General features: G+C 64.4%; 16 protein-coding genes. 11 read left to right on the top strand and 5 right to left on the bottom strand.

Translation table 11 applies throughout. From position 1 onward, the window contains the following. Positions 1 to 326: 326 nt before the first annotated feature. Entirely contained in the window at positions 327 to 1,352 is a 1,026-nt protein-coding gene (locus LOY42_RS11765; protein WP_198755849.1) for an Ldh family oxidoreductase, read from the bottom strand. 143 nt (positions 1,353 to 1,495) lie between these two features. Between LOY42_RS11765 and LOY42_RS11760 the strand changes: the two genes are divergently transcribed. The 6 genes from LOY42_RS11760 to LOY42_RS11735 all read left to right on the top strand — a co-directional run bounded on the left by LOY42_RS11760 (position 1,496) and on the right by LOY42_RS11735 (position 6,742). After that, positions 1,496 to 2,368: a MurR/RpiR family transcriptional regulator gene (locus tag LOY42_RS11760; protein ID WP_258600741.1), complete on the top strand. Its 873-nt coding sequence runs from the start codon at positions 1,496 to 1,498 to the stop codon at positions 2,366 to 2,368. Positions 2,369 to 2,394: 26 nt separating this feature from the next. Beyond that, a complete protein-coding gene (locus tag LOY42_RS11755; RefSeq protein WP_023632571.1) occupies positions 2,395 to 3,147 on the top strand; it encodes a transporter substrate-binding domain-containing protein in 753 nt (250 codons plus the stop codon). A gap of 101 nt (positions 3,148 to 3,248) precedes the next feature. After that, positions 3,249 to 3,968, top strand: a complete 720-nt coding sequence (locus LOY42_RS11750; protein ID WP_102685466.1) for an ABC transporter permease — start codon at positions 3,249 to 3,251, stop codon at positions 3,966 to 3,968. Next, positions 3,965 to 4,675, top strand: coding sequence for an ABC transporter permease (locus LOY42_RS11745; protein ID WP_102685465.1), 711 nt, complete (start codon positions 3,965 to 3,967; stop codon positions 4,673 to 4,675). Before LOY42_RS11750 ends, LOY42_RS11745 begins: the two co-directional genes overlap by 4 nt. A gap of 16 nt (positions 4,676 to 4,691) precedes the next feature. Continuing rightward, on the top strand, positions 4,692 to 5,936 hold the full coding sequence (locus LOY42_RS11740; RefSeq protein WP_258600738.1) for an FAD-binding oxidoreductase: 1,245 nt from the start codon (positions 4,692 to 4,694) through the stop codon (positions 5,934 to 5,936). Positions 5,937 to 5,959: 23 nt separating this feature from the next. Further along, positions 5,960 to 6,742, top strand: coding sequence for an amino acid ABC transporter ATP-binding protein (locus LOY42_RS11735; protein WP_309475690.1), 783 nt, complete (start codon positions 5,960 to 5,962; stop codon positions 6,740 to 6,742). 747 nt (positions 6,743 to 7,489) lie between these two features. Here the strand turns inward: LOY42_RS11735 and LOY42_RS11730 are convergent. Then, positions 7,490 to 7,681, bottom strand: coding sequence for a hypothetical protein (locus LOY42_RS11730; RefSeq protein ID WP_258600736.1), 192 nt, complete (start codon positions 7,679 to 7,681; stop codon positions 7,490 to 7,492). An 82-nt stretch (positions 7,682 to 7,763) separates the two neighbouring features. Here LOY42_RS11730 and LOY42_RS11725 point away from each other — a divergent pair, with 82 nt between their 5' ends. Next, on the top strand, positions 7,764 to 8,492 hold the full coding sequence (locus LOY42_RS11725; RefSeq protein ID WP_258600735.1) for a thioredoxin family protein: 729 nt from the start codon (positions 7,764 to 7,766) through the stop codon (positions 8,490 to 8,492). A gap of 12 nt (positions 8,493 to 8,504) precedes the next feature. On the opposite strand, the gene LOY42_RS11720 is transcribed toward LOY42_RS11725, so the two are convergent. After that, entirely contained in the window at positions 8,505 to 9,386 is an 882-nt protein-coding gene (locus LOY42_RS11720; protein WP_023631572.1) for a LysR substrate-binding domain-containing protein, read from the bottom strand. 158 nt (positions 9,387 to 9,544) lie between these two features. Here LOY42_RS11720 and LOY42_RS11715 point away from each other — a divergent pair, with 158 nt between their 5' ends. Continuing rightward, positions 9,545 to 10,207 carry an ankyrin repeat domain-containing protein gene (locus LOY42_RS11715; protein WP_258600727.1) on the top strand — a complete coding sequence of 221 codons (663 nt, stop codon included), beginning with the start codon at positions 9,545 to 9,547 and terminating at the stop codon, positions 10,205 to 10,207. Positions 10,208 to 10,215: 8 nt separating this feature from the next. Here LOY42_RS11715 and pobA read toward each other — a convergent pair whose 3' ends face one another. Then, positions 10,216 to 11,403 (bottom strand): 4-hydroxybenzoate 3-monooxygenase, encoded by a 1,188-nt coding sequence (gene pobA / locus LOY42_RS11710; protein WP_111533268.1) that lies wholly within the window; start codon positions 11,401 to 11,403, stop codon positions 10,216 to 10,218. Between the two features lie 183 nt (positions 11,404 to 11,586). Here pobA and LOY42_RS11705 point away from each other — a divergent pair, with 183 nt between their 5' ends. The 3 genes from LOY42_RS11705 (at position 11,587) to LOY42_RS11695 (ending at position 13,864) form a co-directional block, all read left to right on the top strand. Beyond that, on the top strand, positions 11,587 to 12,459 hold the full coding sequence (locus LOY42_RS11705) for a helix-turn-helix domain-containing protein (RefSeq protein WP_258601165.1): 873 nt from the start codon (positions 11,587 to 11,589) through the stop codon (positions 12,457 to 12,459). A gap of 83 nt (positions 12,460 to 12,542) precedes the next feature. Further along, positions 12,543 to 12,944, top strand: coding sequence for a MerR family DNA-binding transcriptional regulator (locus LOY42_RS11700; RefSeq protein WP_023631568.1), 402 nt, complete (start codon positions 12,543 to 12,545; stop codon positions 12,942 to 12,944). 20 nt (positions 12,945 to 12,964) lie between these two features. Further along, on the top strand, positions 12,965 to 13,864 hold the full coding sequence (locus tag LOY42_RS11695) for a hydroxymethylglutaryl-CoA lyase (RefSeq protein ID WP_139670579.1): 900 nt from the start codon (positions 12,965 to 12,967) through the stop codon (positions 13,862 to 13,864). A gap of 538 nt (positions 13,865 to 14,402) precedes the next feature. Here LOY42_RS11695 and LOY42_RS11690 read toward each other — a convergent pair. Beyond that, a complete protein-coding gene (locus LOY42_RS11690; RefSeq protein WP_258600716.1) occupies positions 14,403 to 14,933 on the bottom strand; it encodes an MgtC/SapB family protein in 531 nt (176 codons plus the stop codon). Positions 14,934 to 14,951: the final 18 nt, after the last annotated feature.

The raw sequence follows: 14,951 nt of genomic DNA, 5'->3' as shown, positions 1-14,951 counted from the left end.
TGGTAAGCATCCTGCTTTTGCCAGTCGGAAATGCTCGGAACGCTAATGGATCGCGGGGGGGCGGGCTGACATGGGAAGGGGGGACAACGGCAGGAGCAGAAGGGTTCAACGCTAGTGTGGTGTTTCACAAATAACGACCATAACTCGCGGCGCTTTTTGCGCTCATGCGGCGTTGTCGCTCCTCGCCGTAGCTGGGCTACGACTCGTCGCGACGCTTTGCCTGAGCGCAAAAATCGCTCGCGATTTATTGGTCGTATTTGCAAAACACCACACTAGGGAGCCAGGCCGCTCAGGCGCCTGACTCCCCGATTGACAAAAGAGCGGGTTCAGCCAGCCAGCGCTTGCAACTCGGCCAACTCCCCTTCGGTCAAACCCACGCCCTCGCGCAGTGCCACTTCACGCTCACGGTAGCGCCGTTCCCCCGGCATGCGCGTCAGCCCCGCTTCCTGCATCTGCTCCACCAGTTCGCGGCTGCGCTGGGCAAAACGATCACCTTGCGCCTTGGTGGGGTCGATCACGATAAGCAACTGCCCGGTCCATGGGGTCTTTGCTCCCGGATGCCCGGACCAGTCGAACTCCCAGGAAAAATGGCCCCCCGTCAGCGCTGCCGCCAGCAGTTCGACCATCATCGACAGCGCCGAGCCTTTGTGGCCGCCGAACGGCAGCAAGGCCCCCCCTTCGAGAATCGCCCTGGGGTCGTTGGTCGGCTGGCCGGCGGCATCCACGCCCATGCCCGGCGGCAGCTGTTCGGCGGCCCGGGCGGCAATCTGCACGTCGCCATGGGCCATGGCACTGGTGGCCATGTCGAAGACGATCGGGTCGTGCCCCGCGCAAGGCGCGGCGAAGGCGATGGGGTTGGTGCCGAACAACGGCTTGCGCGCGCCATGGGGCACCACGCAGGTCATGCTGTTGACCACGCTCAGGGCCACCAGGCCTTCATCGGCGAATGGCTCGACATCCGGCCACAGCGCGGCGAAATGGTGCGAATTATGGATCGCCAGCACCGCGATGCCGGCCGTGCGCGCCTTCTCCACCAACAGCGCGCGGGCGGCGGCCAGGGCCGGCTGGGCAAACCCACCCTTGGCATCGACCTGCACATAAGCCGGCGCCAGGTCGGTTACCTGCGGCTCGGCGCGGCCATCGACCCAACCGCTGGCCAGGGTCGAGACATAACCGGGAATACGGAACACCCCGTGGCTGTGGGCACCGTCACGCTGGGCGCTGGCGCAGTTGTGGGCGAGCGCGGCGGCCACCGCCGCGCTGCAGCCATGACGCGCGAAGATCGACTGCAATAACGCCCGCAGTTCGGTAAAAGGCACGCGCACGACAGGGCCGGTGGAAGGTGAAGACATCTGGAGCTCCTTTCTTGGAATTGGAATCGCTACAGCGCAACTGCACAGACTTTCCCGCCAATGACAGCTATCTGTCAAATATTGACTTGATGACAGAAAACAGCCATTTTGGCTTCCACGCCAGAAATCAGCCGGAACCGACCATGAGCCAATCGATCAAGCAACGCCTGGAAAGCAGCCTGCACACCGCTGCCGCCTCGGGCCGCCAGATCGCCAGCTACATGCTCGCCAACCTCCAGGAGCTGCCGTTCCAGACCTCGGCCAGCATCGCCGCCAAGCTGGGCGTGAGCGAATCGAGCGTCGGCCGCTTCTGCCGCGCCCTGGGCTATGCCCACCTCAAGGCCCTCAAGCACGACCTGCAGAACGACCTGGGCGACGGCCCGTGGCTGGCCGGCGACCGCCTGCAGGCGTTTCGCCAGCAACCCGAGGACGACCAGCGCTCAGGCAGCCTGGAGCTGGAGATGGCCGCGCTGGTGCGCGTGCACGAGTACAGCCGCGGCGAAACCTGGCAACAGGTCGCTCGGCGCCTGGCCGACAAACCCCGGGTATTCGTCGCCGGCTTTCAGACCGAGCGTGGCGTGGCCATGTGCATGAGCCACCTGCTGCAGTACCTGCGCGACGGCGTGCAACTGGTCGATGGCAGCGCCGGGCATTTCGGCGAGGTACTGCTGGGGCGCCCGCAGGACTGCGCGCTGGTGGTGTTCGAGGCGCGCCGCTATTCGCGCCACGCCCAGCAGCTGTGCCACAAGGCGCGTGCGCTGGGCATTCCGGTGACCCTGGTCACCGACACCTTCTGTGAATGGGCCGATGCCAACGCCGACGAGGTGTTCCGCATCCCCACCGAATTCAACCTGTTCTGGGAATCCACCGCGACCATGCTGTCGTGGGTGCACCTGATGGTCAACGAGGTCTGCAAGCAGCTCGGACCGGATGTTGAAAAACGCTTGGAAGCAACTGCCGCTCTACATAACGAGTTCGTCGGCTACACCTCGTGGCCGGCGGGCAAACAACAATAGCAAGAGTGCGATGACCGAGGTGCGAGATGAAAGGAACCATGGCTGTGGTGGGTGCGTGCGCCCTGCTGCTGGCGGGCCACGCCAGTGCCGAGACCCTGCGCTTTGCCACTGAAGGGGCATATCCCCCCTTCAATTACGTCGATGCCGACAACAAGCTGCACGGCTTCGACATCGACATCACCCATGCCCTGTGCGAACAGATGAAGGTCGAGTGCACCCTGGTGGCCCAGGACTGGGAAGGCATCATTCCGGCGTTGATGGCGCGCAAGTACGATGCGGTGGTGGCCTCGATGATCGACACCGAGGAACGGCGCCGGAAGATCGCCTTCACCGACCACTACTACCGCACCCCACTGACCGTGGCCGTCGCCAAGGACAGCCCGATCAGCGATGCGCAGACCGACTTCAAGGGCTACACGGTCGGCGCGCAATCCGCCTCGACCCAGGCGATCTACGCCGAGGACGTATACGGCAAGGCCGGCGCGGACGTGAAGCTGTACCCGACCCTTGACGAAGCCAACGCCGACCTCGCCGCCGGGCGCCTGGACGGGGTGATCGCCGACAAGTTCCCGCTGCACGAATGGCTGAACAAGAATGGCAAGGACTGCTGCAAGATCCTCGGCGATGTCGACGGCACCAAGGCCGACGCGGCGATTGCCGTGCGCAAGGACGACCAGGCCCTGCGCACCCGGCTGAACGAGGCGCTGGCGGCGATCGTGGCCAATGGCACCTACCAGAAGATCGCGAGCAAGTATTTCGCCTTCGATATCTACCAGTAATCTCGTGGAGGCCGGCCTGCCGCGCGATGGCGGATCAGTGAACCACGCCATCGCGGGACAAGCCCGCTCCCACCGGGGCACCTGTTTCCTGGGGGTTAGCCATGCTCGATCAACTCTCCCTGCTTTCCTTCGCCAGCGGCGGCTGGGGCCAGGCGTTGCTGGCCGGCGCGCTGGTGACCGTGTCGCTAGCCCTGGCCTGCCTGCCCATCGGCCTGCCACTGGGCCTGCTGGTGGCGCTCGCCGCGCGCTCGCGCAAACGCCTGCCGCGGGCCTGGGCCACCACCTTCTCCACGGTGTTTCGCGGCCTGCCCGAACTGCTCACCCTGTTGATCATCTACTACGGCTGCCAGATCGCCGCGCAGAAGCTCCTCGCCGCGCTGGGCTATGAAGGCGAGGTGCTGATCAACACCTTCCTCGCCGCCATGGCTGCCTTCAGCCTGGTGTTCGCCGCGTTCTCCAGCGAGATCTGGCTGATGGCCTTCAAGACCCTGCCCAAGGGCCAACTGGAGGCTTGCGCGGCCCTGGGCCTGGGCAAGCGCACCGGTTTTTTCAAGGTGGTGCTGCCGCAACTGACGCGCATCGCCCTGCCGGGCCTGTCGAACAACTGGCTGAGCCTGCTCAAGGACACCTCGCTGGTCTCGACCATCTCGCTGATCGACCTGATGCGCCAGACCAACCTGGCGGTCAGCGTGACCAAGGAACCGATGCTGTTCTACGGGGTGGCCTGCCTGGTCTACCTGTTGTTCTCGGCGCTGTCGGGCAGGGTCTTTGCCCTGCTCGAGCGGCGCAGCAATCGCCACCTGCAAGGAGCCCGCCCATGAGCCTGGAGCAACTGCTGGCCTACGTGCTCGACCCGGACTTGCTGGACCGCTACGGCGCGCGTTTCGTCGATGGCCTGCTGGTCACCGCCAAGCTGGTGGCGATCTCGTTCACCCTCGGCGCGCTGCTGGGCATGCTCCTGGCGCTGGCGCGCATGTCACCCAGCCGCGTACTGCGGCGCCTGGCGGCTGGCTATGTGTACTTCTTCCGCGGTTCACCGCTGCTGGCCCAGCTGTTCCTGCTGTACTACGGGCTGGGTTCGCTCAAGGGTTTCTGGCAGGAGCTGGGCCTCTGGTGGTTCTTCCGCGAGGCCTGGTACTGCGCCCTGCTCGCCTTCACCCTCAACACGGCGGCCTACCAGGCCGAGATCTTCCGCGCCAGCCTGATGGCGGTCGCGCCGGGCCAGTACGAGGCGGCCAAGGCACTCAACCTCAAGCGCTCGACCACCTTCTTCAAGGTGGTCCTGCCACAGTCGCTGCTGGTAGCCATAGGCCCGCTGGGCAACGAGCTGATCATGATGATCAAGGCCAGCGCCATTGCCTCGCTGGTGACGATCTACGACTTGATGGGGGTGACCAAGCTGGCCTTCTCGCGCAGCTTCGACTTCCAGATCTACCTGTGGGCGGCAGTGCTCTACCTGCTGATCGTCGAGGTGGTCCGGCGCACCTTGAAACACCTGGAAGCCCGCCTGGGCCGCCACCTGAACTGACTGAAGGAAATCTTCCATGCATTGCCAGACCATCGTCCTGGGCGCCGGCATCGTCGGCGTCAGCACCGCCCTGCATCTGCAGGCCCGCGGACGCCAGGTGATCCTCATCGACCGCGACGAGCCAGGCAGCGGCACCAGCCATGGCAACGCCGGGCTGATCGAGCGTTCCAGCGTGATCCCCTATGCCTTCCCGCGCCAGTACAGCGCCCTGCTGCGCTATGGCCTGAACCGCCAGCCCGACGTGCGCTACAGCCTTGCCCACCTGCCCAAGGCCGCACCCTGGCTGCTCAGCTACTGGCGCCAGTCCGCTCCCGGGCGCCTGGCCAAGGCCGCCGCCGACATGCTGCCGCTGGTGCAGCGCAGCGTCGAGGAACACGATGTGCTGATCGAAGCCGCCGGCCTGCAAGGGCTGGTGCAAGCCAAGGGTTGGATCGAGGTGTACCGCGACGCCGCGCTGTTCGCCCAGGCCAAGCACGACCTTCAAGGCCTGGCCCGCTACGGCCTGCGCTACGAGATCCTCGAACGCGAGCAACTGCAGGCCCGCGAGCAGCAACTGGACGGTGGGGTGATCGGTGGCATCCACTGGCTCGATCCGAAGACCGTGAGCAACCCCGGCGGCTTGACCCGTGGTTACGCCGCGCTGTTCGTCCAGCGTGGCGGGCAGTTCCTCTACGGCGATGCGCGCAGCCTGCGCCAGGTCGAGGGCGGCTGGCAGGTGGACAGCCGCCGGGGCACGGTGATGGCCGACGAGGTGGTGGCCTGCCTCGGCCCGCAGTCGGCCGACCTCTATGAACGGCTGGGCTACCACTTTCCGCTGGGGATCAAGCGCGGCTATCACATGCACTACGCGACCCGCGACGGCGCCGAACTGGGTCACTCGATCTGCGACACCCAGGGCGGCTATGTCCTGGCGCCGATGGCCCGGGGGGTGCGCCTGACCACCGGCATCGAGTTCGCCGCCAGCGAAGCCCCGGCCAACGAGATCCAGCTGCGCCGCTGCGAGGCCCTGGCGCGCAAGCTGTTCCCGGCCCTGGGCGAGCGCCTGGACGACAAGCCCTGGCTGGGCCGTCGCCCCTGCCTGCCAGACATGCGCCCGGTGATCGGCCCGGCGCCGCTGCACAAGCACCTGTGGTTCAACTTCGGCCATGCCCATCATGGCCTGACGCTGGGCCCGGTCAGTGGCCGCCTGCTGGCGGAGCTGATGACCGGCGAGCGCCCCTTCACCGACCCTGCGCCCTACAGCGCCGCACGCTTCGCCTGAACCTTGAGCGGGAGAACAACAAGATGACCGCACCCTTGAGCCTTGCCAGCCTGCACCCTGCTCCCGACCCGCGCCCGGAGCTGATCCGTATCGAGGGCCTGAACAAGCATTACGGCGCGTTCCATGTGCTGCACGATATCGACCTGTCGGTGCGCGAGGGCGAACGAATCGTGCTCTGTGGCCCGTCGGGCTCGGGCAAGTCGACGCTGATCCGCTGCATCAACCGCCTGGAGATCGCCCAGCAGGGCAGCATCCGCGTGGCCGGCACCGACCTTGCCAGCACTGGCCGCCAAGCCAGCCAAGTGCTCTGCGAAATCGGCATGGTGTTCCAGCACTTCAACCTGTTCCCGCACATGAGCGTGCTCGACAACTGCCTGCTGGCACCGATGAGCGTGCGCGGCCTGTCGCGGCGGGACGCCGAGGAACGGGCGCGCTCGTACCTGAGCAAGGTCGGGATCGAAAGCCAGGCGCACAAGTACCCCAGCCAGCTCTCCGGCGGCCAGCAGCAGCGGGTGGCGATCGCCCGGGCGTTGTGCATGAAGCCGAGGATCATGCTGTTCGACGAGCCGACCTCGGCACTCGACCCGGAGATGGTGGCCGAGGTACTGGACGTGCTGGTGCAACTGGCCGGCACCGGCATGACCATGCTCTGCGTGACCCACGAGATGGGCTTTGCCCGACAGGTGGCAGAGCGGGTGTTGTTTCTCGAAGGTGGGCAGATCATTGAGGACTCTTCACCGGAAGTGTTCTTCGGGCAGCCCAGGACGGCGCGGGCACAGGCGTTTTTGAAGCAGATCCTGCATTAGTGGTTCGTGGTCCTGCGCAGATATAAGCAACCCAGTCCGCCTCCCGCAAAACAGCGATGCAATATATAAAGATTTGATCTTGATCGGTTCTTGCTCTGCTTTTGCTTCTAAGTGCGCGATAGTTCAGGCGATACCAATTGCGACTTCAGGAGGCCGAACGGAGGGCTTGCGCAGGGAGGTGACGGGCATGGATGCCCGTCAAGCGCCGATCAGGCCATGGATGGCCCGTCGGCGCGTCCTCCCGGAGCAAGCCCGGAGTGAGGGGACCCCGGAGCGAAGCGTAGGGGCCGTATGAACGGAGCCGAACGGTTTTGCCTCCTTTTCCCAAGAGAAAAGGAGGTCGCCGTAAAGGCGAAAAGGTGACTGTACGTCGACATGGTTAATGAATGCGTATATAACTTTCAAAACATACGCTGTGAAAATCCAAAATCAAAGTCAAAGTCAAAGTCAATCGGCATCGGTTTTTATTGTTGTAAACGCATTCATTTGCGATGTCGACGCATACTCACCTTTTCGCCTTTACGGCGACCTTCTTTTGCACGCGGGCAAAAGAAGGCAAAAAACGCTTCGCTCCATTCATCCGGCCCTCCGCTTCGCTCCGGGTCCCCTCACTCCGGCCTTGCTCCCGGGAGGACCGCGCTGAACGCCCCAGCCTGGGGCGCAGCGCTTGACGGGCATCCATGCCCGTCACCTCCCTCCGCAAGACCTGCGTTCGGCCTCCTGAAGTCGCAATTTGTGTCGCCTGAACTATCGCGCGCTTAGAAGCAAAAGCAGAGCAAGAGCAAGAGCAAGAGCAAGAGCAAGAGCAAGAGCAAGAGCAAGAGCAAGAGCAAGAGCAAGAGCAAGAGCAAGAGCAAGAGCAAGAGCAAGAGCAAGAGCAAGAGCAAGAGCAAGAGCAAGAGCAAGAGCAAGAGCAAGAGCAAACAGTGGATCAACCATTCGTCGATAACGGATAAAACCTGTCGAATTACCCAAAGGCCACCCGACTACGGGATGAACCCCAAAGCGTGGAGTCACGCCCATGAGCCATCCCACTCCCAAACACACCGTGGCAACCCGCAGCCAGTGGCTCGCCGCCCGCCACCAGCTCTGGCTGCACGAGAAAGCCTTCACCCATCAACGCGACGAGCTCGCCGCCGCCCGCCGCGCCCTGCCCTGGGTAGCGGTGGAACAGGACTACCGTTTCCAGGGCCCGGACGGCGAGCTAAGCCTGGGCGAGCTGTTCGCCGGACGCAGCCAGTTGCTGGTCTATCACTTCATGTTCGCCGACGGCTGGCACGAAGGCTGCCCGGGCTGCTCGTTCCTGGCCGACCACTTCGACGGCGCCAACCTGCACCTGGCCCACCACGATGTTTCCCTGGTGGCGGTTTCGCGGGCGCCCTTTGCCGAGTTCCAGGCGTTCCGCCGACGCATGGGCTGGCACTTCCCATGGTTCTCCTCGCACGGCAGCCGCTTCAACCAGGATTTCGGCGTCACTGTCGCCACCGATGGCAGCGCCCAGTACAACTACGAACCCTACACCGGCGACGAAACGGAACTGCCCGGGCTCAGCGCGTTCTACCGGGATAGCGACGGCAGCCTGTACCACACCTATTCCACCTATGCCCGCGGGCTGGACATCCTGGTCAACGCGTACAACTTCCTCGACCTGGCGCCACTTGGGCGCAACGAGGACGGGACGATGGACTGGGTGCGGCATCATGATCGCTATGAAAGTGCCAGTGACAAGCCGCATTGCTGCAAGGATTGAGTTCCGGCGGGATCAGATCGCCTGCACCGCCAGCAACTCCGTCAACACCTCGGCCAGTGCCTTGACCATCACATCCGCCGTGGGCCGGTGCACGATGACGATTTCGTAGCTGTCCACCTCCGGCAGCCCCTGCTCGATGCCCAGCACCCGGTGCTCGAGCAGCGCCGCCCGCGGCGGCAGCAGGCTGATGCCCATGCCGTCGGCCACCGCCGCCTGGATACCGCTGAGGCTCGAGCTGGTGAAACTGATGCGCCAGCGCCGGCCCATGCCTTCGATCGCGCTGATCATGTCATCGCGGTACAGCCCGCGTGGCGGAAAGGTCACCAAGGGAATCGGGTCGAGATCGAAGGACGGCATGCGCGCGCTGTCGATCCATTGCAGGCGCTCCGGCCAGCAGGCCACGCCCTCGCGGCTGTTGCGCCGCTGCTTGAGCAGCACCAGGTCGAGCTCGCCGTTGTCATAGGCCTGGCTGAGATCGCGGCACAGCCCGCTGGTGACTTCCAGCTTGACCTGGGGGTGCTGCCGGCTGAACGCGGACAACGCATTGGTGGTGCGCCCGCCGACGAAATCCTCCGGCACGCCCAGGCGCACGGTTACGCCGACCATGGCCCCGGCCAACGCCTCGAGCATCTGGTCGTTGAGGGCCAGCATGTGCCGGGCATAACCGAGCAGGGTCTGCCCGGCATCGGTGGGCAGCACATCGCGGTTGCCACGCACCAGCAGGCGGTGGCCGACCATGTCCTCGAGGCGACGGACCTTCTGGCTGATGGTCGACTGCGTGGAATGCAGGCGCGCCGCGGCGGTGGTGAAACTGCCGCAGTCAGCCACCACGACAATGGCGCGCAACAGGTCGAGGTCGAACAAGGCCCTATTTGGTTTTACGCTGGCAGACATCTTGATATTCGACTTCTGAATGACAGGCCTGACTTCTACCACGGGCACCGATACCCGGCAACATGCGCAAATACACTGGGCTCCATCCAGATTATTCACTTCTGCTACAAACACAGGCCCCCTAGCATGGACCCTCGTCCTATCAGGAGCCGACCACCATGCGCCTGCCGCTCACCGCCTTGCTGCTGACCCTGTTCACCAGCCTTGCCAGCCACGCCGAGACCCCCGCCATGAACACAGCGTTGCTCGATGCCGCCCGCCGCGGCGATGCCCCTGCCGTGCGCCAACTGCTCGACCGGGGCGCGCAGGCCGATACCCGCAACGACCAGGGCCAGACCGCGTTGCTGGTGGCCACCCACGCCAATGAAGTGGAAGCCGCCAAGGTACTGATCGAGGCCGGCGCCGACGTCAACGCCAAGGACAACATCAGCGACAGCCCCTACCTGTACGCGGGCGCACGGGGGCTGGACGACATCCTGCGCCTGACCCTGGCCCATGGCGCCGACCTGAAGAGCACCAACCGCTACGGTGGTACCGCGCTGATCCCGGCCGCCGAACGCGGGCATGTGAGCACCGTGCAGTTGCTGATCGCGGCCGGTGTCGATGTGAACCACCTCAACCGCCTGCACTGGACCGCGCTTCTCGAGGCGGTGATCCTCGGCGATGGCGGCCCGCGGCATGTGGAAATCGTGCGCCAGTTGCTGGCGGCCGGGGCGGACCCGCTCATTGCCGACAAGGACGGCATGACCGCGTTGGAGCATGCGCGCCTACGCGGTTATCGCGAGATGGTCACCTTGCTGGAAAGCCCCAGGCGCCGCTGACGCGCCCGCTATTCCACAGCCTCGAACGGCAGCCCCACATAGTTCTCGGCGATATTCGCCAGCCCCGCCGCCGACCCCAGGTAGTACTCGCGGTCGGCCGCCTGCATCTTGCGGTCCCAATCATCCTGGTGTTCGCCGAAGTCATGCAGCAGCTGGGTCATGAACCAACTGAAGCGCTCGCCCTTCCATACCCGCCGCAACGCCATGGGCGAATACTGCGCCAGCAGGTCGGTGCGCCCCTCGCGGTAGACCTTGACCAGGATCCGGTACAGGTAGTTGACGTCCGAGGCTGCCAGGTTCAGGCCCTTGGCGCCGGTGGGCGGCACGATGTGGGCGGCGTCGCCGACCAGGAACAGACGGCCATGCTGCATCGGCTCGACCACCAGGCTGCGCAGCGGCGCGATGCTTTTCTCCAGCGCAGGCCCGGTCACCAGTTGCTCGGCCACCGCCTGTGGCAGCCGCGCCTTGAGCTCGGTCCAGAAGCGTTCATCGGACCAGTCCTCCACCCGCTCTTGCAGCGGCACCTGCAGGTAGTAGCGGCTGCGCGTCTGCGAGCGCTGGCTGCACAGCACGAAACCGCGTTCGTGATGGGCGTAGATCAGCTCATGGTTGACCGGCGGGGTATCGGCCAGCAGTCCCAGCCAGCCGAACGGATAGACCCGCTCGTACACCTTCAGCACGCTGGCCGGGATGCTCTGCCTGGCCACGCCATGGAAGCCATCGCAGCCGGCGATGTAATCGCACTCCACCCGGTGCTGGCGACCATCCTTGTCGAACGTCAGGTAGGGCCGCGGCCCCTCGATGTCATGGGGCTGGACATTGTTGGCCGCATAGATGATCGGCGCCCCATTCTGCTCGCGAGCCTGCATCAGGTCGCGGGTGACCTCGGTCTGGCCGTAGACCATCACCGTCTTGCCACCGGTCAGTGCCTTGAGGTCAAGACGCTGGCGGTGGCCATCGACCAGCAACTCGACCCCTTCATGGACCAACCCTTCGCGATCCATGCGCTGGGCCACGCCGGCTTCGCGCAGCAACTCGACCGTGCCCTGTTCGAGTACACCGGCGCGAATCCGCCCCAGCACATAGTCCGGGGTCTGACGCTCGACGATCAGCGTGTCGATGCCGGCGTTGTGCAGCAGTTGGCCGAGCAGCAGGCCGGACGGGCCGGCGCCGATGATTGCAACCTGAGTCTTCATTGTTGTTGTCTCACGATGACGATGCCGGCTTTGCACTGGCAATGGCCGCGCATCTGCTGTTAGGGTTTGTACCTGTATTTTTACTGCTGAAAAATGTGCAGAACGTGCGAAATCCTTTTTGAAAACTGCACTTTCCTGAAATTCGTTCGATTAACGGACAGGTCCCACCCCATGCACAGCCCCATGCACAGCCCCCTTCCCGGCATCCCGTTGTTCCAGCTGTATGGCGAGCACCGTGCCTGGCCGGATACCGACCTGCTGCACTGCGAGTCGATCCCGGCACGCAGCCGTCTGCACCACTGGGAGATCAAGCCGCACCGGCACGCAGAACTGTTCCAGCTGCTCTATGTGCAACGCGGCGAGGTGCAGGTGGAGATCGAGGGCGAGCGCCGGGTGATTCGCGAGGCGGCGATCCAGGTGGTGCCGCCGCTGACTGTCCATGGCTTTCGCTTCAGTGCCGATATCCAGGGGCATGTGCTGACGTTCGGCACGGCCTTGGTGGTCGACCTGGAAAAGCGCCTCGGCGCTCCCCTGAGCGTACTGGCGGCGGCGCGGTGCTACCCGCTGGGCAAGGACCGCGTGCGCCTGCACGGCCTGATCGACACGCTGCAGCAGGAGTACCAGGGCTGCGCCCCGGCCCGCGGCCCCATGCTGCAGGCACTGGTCACCGCGCTGATGGTGTGGATCAACCGCCAGCAAGCCGCCTTGCCAGCGCGCAGCCAGGACGAACGGGACCAGCAGTTGCTCGGCCGTTACCTGCGCCTGGTCGAGGCGCATTACCGCGAACACCTTGCCGTGGACGATTTCGCCGCGCGCCTGGGCATCACCAGCCTGCTGTTGAACCAGCTGTGCCGGGCGCTGGCCGGGCAATCGGCGTTGCAGGTGATCCACCAGCGCCTGCTGCTCGAAGCACGGCGCAATCTTGCCTACACGCGCATGAGCATCGGCCAGTTGTCCGACAGCCTGGGGTTCAGCGACCCGACCTACTTTGCGCGGTTCTTCAAACGGCTCGACGGGCAGACGCCCAAGGCCTACCGCAAGTCCGTGAATGCCTGAGCGGGCCGGCGAGCGCAGCCCTTGCTTGACGTATACGTCAACCTGGCATTAGGTTACTCGCATTCCCTCCCCCGAGCGCAAGCATGAGCAGCCAGACCTACAGCATTTCCGACCTGTCCCGCGAACTGGACATCACCACCCGCGCCATCCGCTTCTATGAGGAGCAGGGTCTGCTCAGCCCTGAACGACGCGGCCTGGAACGCATCTACTCGGCCCGCGACAAGGTCACGCTCAAACTGATCCTGCGCGGCAAGCGCATCGGTTTCTCGCTGGCCGAATGCCGTGAACTGATCGAACTCTACGACCCCTCCGGCGGCAACCAGAAACAGCTCACCAGCATGCTGGCGAAGATCGCCGAACGCCGCGCCCAGCTCGAACAGCAGATGCTCGACATCCAGCAGATGCACCTGGAGCTGGACACCGCCCAGGAGCGTTGCGAGCAGGCCCTGGCCGCCACCCTGAACCCGCCGCACACCCACCGTTGATCCGCCACAGGAAGCCCGCCATGTCATTGCCCAAGAATGTCCGCCTGGTCGAAGTCGGCCCGCGCGACGGCCTGCAGAACGAAGCCCAGCCCATCAGCGTCGCCGACAAGGTGCGCCTGGTGGACGACCTCACCGACGCCGGGCTCGCCTACATAGAAGTGGGCAGCTTCGTCTCGCCCAAATGGGTCCCGCAGATGGCCGGCTCCGGCGAAGTGTTCGCCGGTATCCGTCAGCGCGAGGGGGTCACCTATGCGGCGCTGGCACCCAACCTGCGCGGTTTCGAGGATGCCCTGGCCGCCGGGGTGAAGGAAGTGGCGGTGTTCGCGGCGGCGTCCGAAGCGTTCTCCCAGCGCAACATCAATTGCTCGATCAGTGACAGCCTCAAGCGTTTCGAGCCGATCATGGAGGCCGCCCGCAGCCAGGGTGTGCGGGTGCGCGGTTATGTCTCCTGCGTGCTCGGCTGTCCCTACGAGGGACGCATCAGCGCCGAGCAGGTGGCACCAGTGGCCAAGGCCCTGCATGACATGGGCTGCTATGAAGTATCGCTGGGCGACACCATCGGCACCGGCACCGCCGGTGACACCCGCCGCCTGTTCGAGGTGGTCTCGGCTCAGGTGCCCCGCGCGCAACTGGCCGGGCACTTCCACGACACCTATGGCCAGGCGCTGGCCAACGTCTATGCCAGCCTGCTCGAGGGCATCAGCGTGTTCGACAGCTCGGTGGCCGGCCTGGGCGGCTGCCCCTACGCCAAGGGCGCCACCGGTAACGTCGCCAGCGAGGATGTGGTGTACCTGCTGCAAGGGCTGGGCATCGACACGGGCATCGACCTGGACCGACTCATCGCCGCGGGCCTGCGTATCAGCGAAGTGCTCGGGCGCGTCACCGGATCGCGGGTGGCGAAGGCCCGCGGCATTCGCTGAGTCACACGGTTGTCACACAGGTGTGGGTGGAGTGTTACCGCCTACACGCTGTGCAGAAGAAAATCGGGTAACAGGGAAACAATTCGACAAATTTTCACGTGCCAATCCACTCTGCAAAATCACCAAGCCATTGATTTTAAAGAGTTTGTAAAAGTTGGCACGCCACCTGCTATATCTTTTGGCATAACAAGAACAAAAAACGCGATACCCAATAAAAACAACAGTAAACGGCTCTGACATAACAAGAACAACACGGCAGAGGCGTAGCAAGCAGATTTTTTTGGAGTCGACGTGCATTCCAGGGGTTCCGGCCCCGCAACCTGGCAAGAACAATAAAACTACCTCCGAGGTAGCGGCAGTCAAGGTTGGATCACGTTGGATGAACGCAGGTCAGCGCTCAAAAAAATACGTTTGCTCTTGGCCCCGGTTGGGGGCCCCGCAGTGCAGAGACGACAGCCGACAAAAACAACAACAGGCCAGTCTCCAATAATAAGAAAAGAGCAGGCAACAACGCTTATGAGGGGAGCTTCGGCTCCCCTCAGTGCTTCCTGCCCTCCTCCTCCTCGCGCTTGTCCTCATGCTCGCCTTCGACCTTGTCCACCAGCAACGGCATGCTTGCCAGCACCAACAGCGCCAGCACCGTGCTGATCAGTGCCGTGGCCTCGCGCCCCATCCCTGCAGCCGTGCCGATGGCGGCGGTCATCCATAGCCCGGCGGCGGTGGTCAGGCCCTTGACGTGACTGGTGTCACGGCCGTTGCCCTTGAGAATCGTGCCCGCGCCGAGAAAGCCGATACCGGCGACGATGCCCTGGATCACCCGGCTCAACGCCTGCTCGTCCGCCCCGGCCATGCTCGGCGCCAGGACGAACAAGGCCGCGCCCATGGACACCAGCATGTGCGTGCGCACGCCGGCCGACTTGCCCTTGCTCTCGCGCTCGAAGCCCAGCACCGCCCCCAGCAAGGCCGCCATCACCAGGCGGATGAGGATCCGCGAGACCTCGCGCTCGTCGGCAACATCGGCGAATTCGGTGTGCAACGTCGCCAAAAAGGCTTGCCAGAATGCTTCCATCGGATGTCTCCAGAGATC

The sequence above is a fragment of the Pseudomonas sp. B21-023 genome (assembly GCF_024749165.1).
GTDB lineage: Bacteria > Pseudomonadota > Gammaproteobacteria > Pseudomonadales > Pseudomonadaceae > Aquipseudomonas.
This window is presented reverse-complemented; position numbering and strand designations above follow the sequence as displayed.

Excerpts from the sequence above, each read along its gene's own strand:
- LOY42_RS11765 (WP_198755849.1), bottom strand. The coding sequence starts at position 1,352 with ATGTCTTCACCTTCCACCGGCCCTGTCGTGCGCGTGCCTTTTACCGAA.
- LOY42_RS11760 (WP_258600741.1), top strand. The coding sequence starts at position 1,496 with ATGAGCCAATCGATCAAGCAACGCCTGGAAAGCAGCCTGCACACCGCT.
- LOY42_RS11755 (WP_023632571.1), top strand. The coding sequence starts at position 2,395 with ATGAAAGGAACCATGGCTGTGGTGGGTGCGTGCGCCCTGCTGCTGGCG.
- LOY42_RS11750 (WP_102685466.1), top strand. The coding sequence starts at position 3,249 with ATGCTCGATCAACTCTCCCTGCTTTCCTTCGCCAGCGGCGGCTGGGGC.
- LOY42_RS11745 (WP_102685465.1), top strand. The coding sequence starts at position 3,965 with ATGAGCCTGGAGCAACTGCTGGCCTACGTGCTCGACCCGGACTTGCTG.
- LOY42_RS11740 (WP_258600738.1), top strand. The coding sequence starts at position 4,692 with ATGCATTGCCAGACCATCGTCCTGGGCGCCGGCATCGTCGGCGTCAGC.
- LOY42_RS11735 (WP_309475690.1), top strand. The coding sequence starts at position 5,960 with ATGACCGCACCCTTGAGCCTTGCCAGCCTGCACCCTGCTCCCGACCCG.
- LOY42_RS11730 (WP_258600736.1), bottom strand. The coding sequence starts at position 7,681 with ATGGTTGATCCACTGTTTGCTCTTGCTCTTGCTCTTGCTCTTGCTCTT.
- LOY42_RS11725 (WP_258600735.1), top strand. The coding sequence starts at position 7,764 with ATGAGCCATCCCACTCCCAAACACACCGTGGCAACCCGCAGCCAGTGG.
- LOY42_RS11720 (WP_023631572.1), bottom strand. The coding sequence starts at position 9,386 with ATGTCTGCCAGCGTAAAACCAAATAGGGCCTTGTTCGACCTCGACCTG.
- LOY42_RS11715 (WP_258600727.1), top strand. The coding sequence starts at position 9,545 with ATGCGCCTGCCGCTCACCGCCTTGCTGCTGACCCTGTTCACCAGCCTT.
- pobA (WP_111533268.1), bottom strand. The coding sequence starts at position 11,403 with ATGAAGACTCAGGTTGCAATCATCGGCGCCGGCCCGTCCGGCCTGCTG.
- LOY42_RS11705 (WP_258601165.1), top strand. The coding sequence starts at position 11,587 with ATGCACAGCCCCCTTCCCGGCATCCCGTTGTTCCAGCTGTATGGCGAG.
- LOY42_RS11700 (WP_023631568.1), top strand. The coding sequence starts at position 12,543 with ATGAGCAGCCAGACCTACAGCATTTCCGACCTGTCCCGCGAACTGGAC.
- LOY42_RS11695 (WP_139670579.1), top strand. The coding sequence starts at position 12,965 with ATGTCATTGCCCAAGAATGTCCGCCTGGTCGAAGTCGGCCCGCGCGAC.
- LOY42_RS11690 (WP_258600716.1), bottom strand. The coding sequence starts at position 14,933 with ATGGAAGCATTCTGGCAAGCCTTTTTGGCGACGTTGCACACCGAATTC.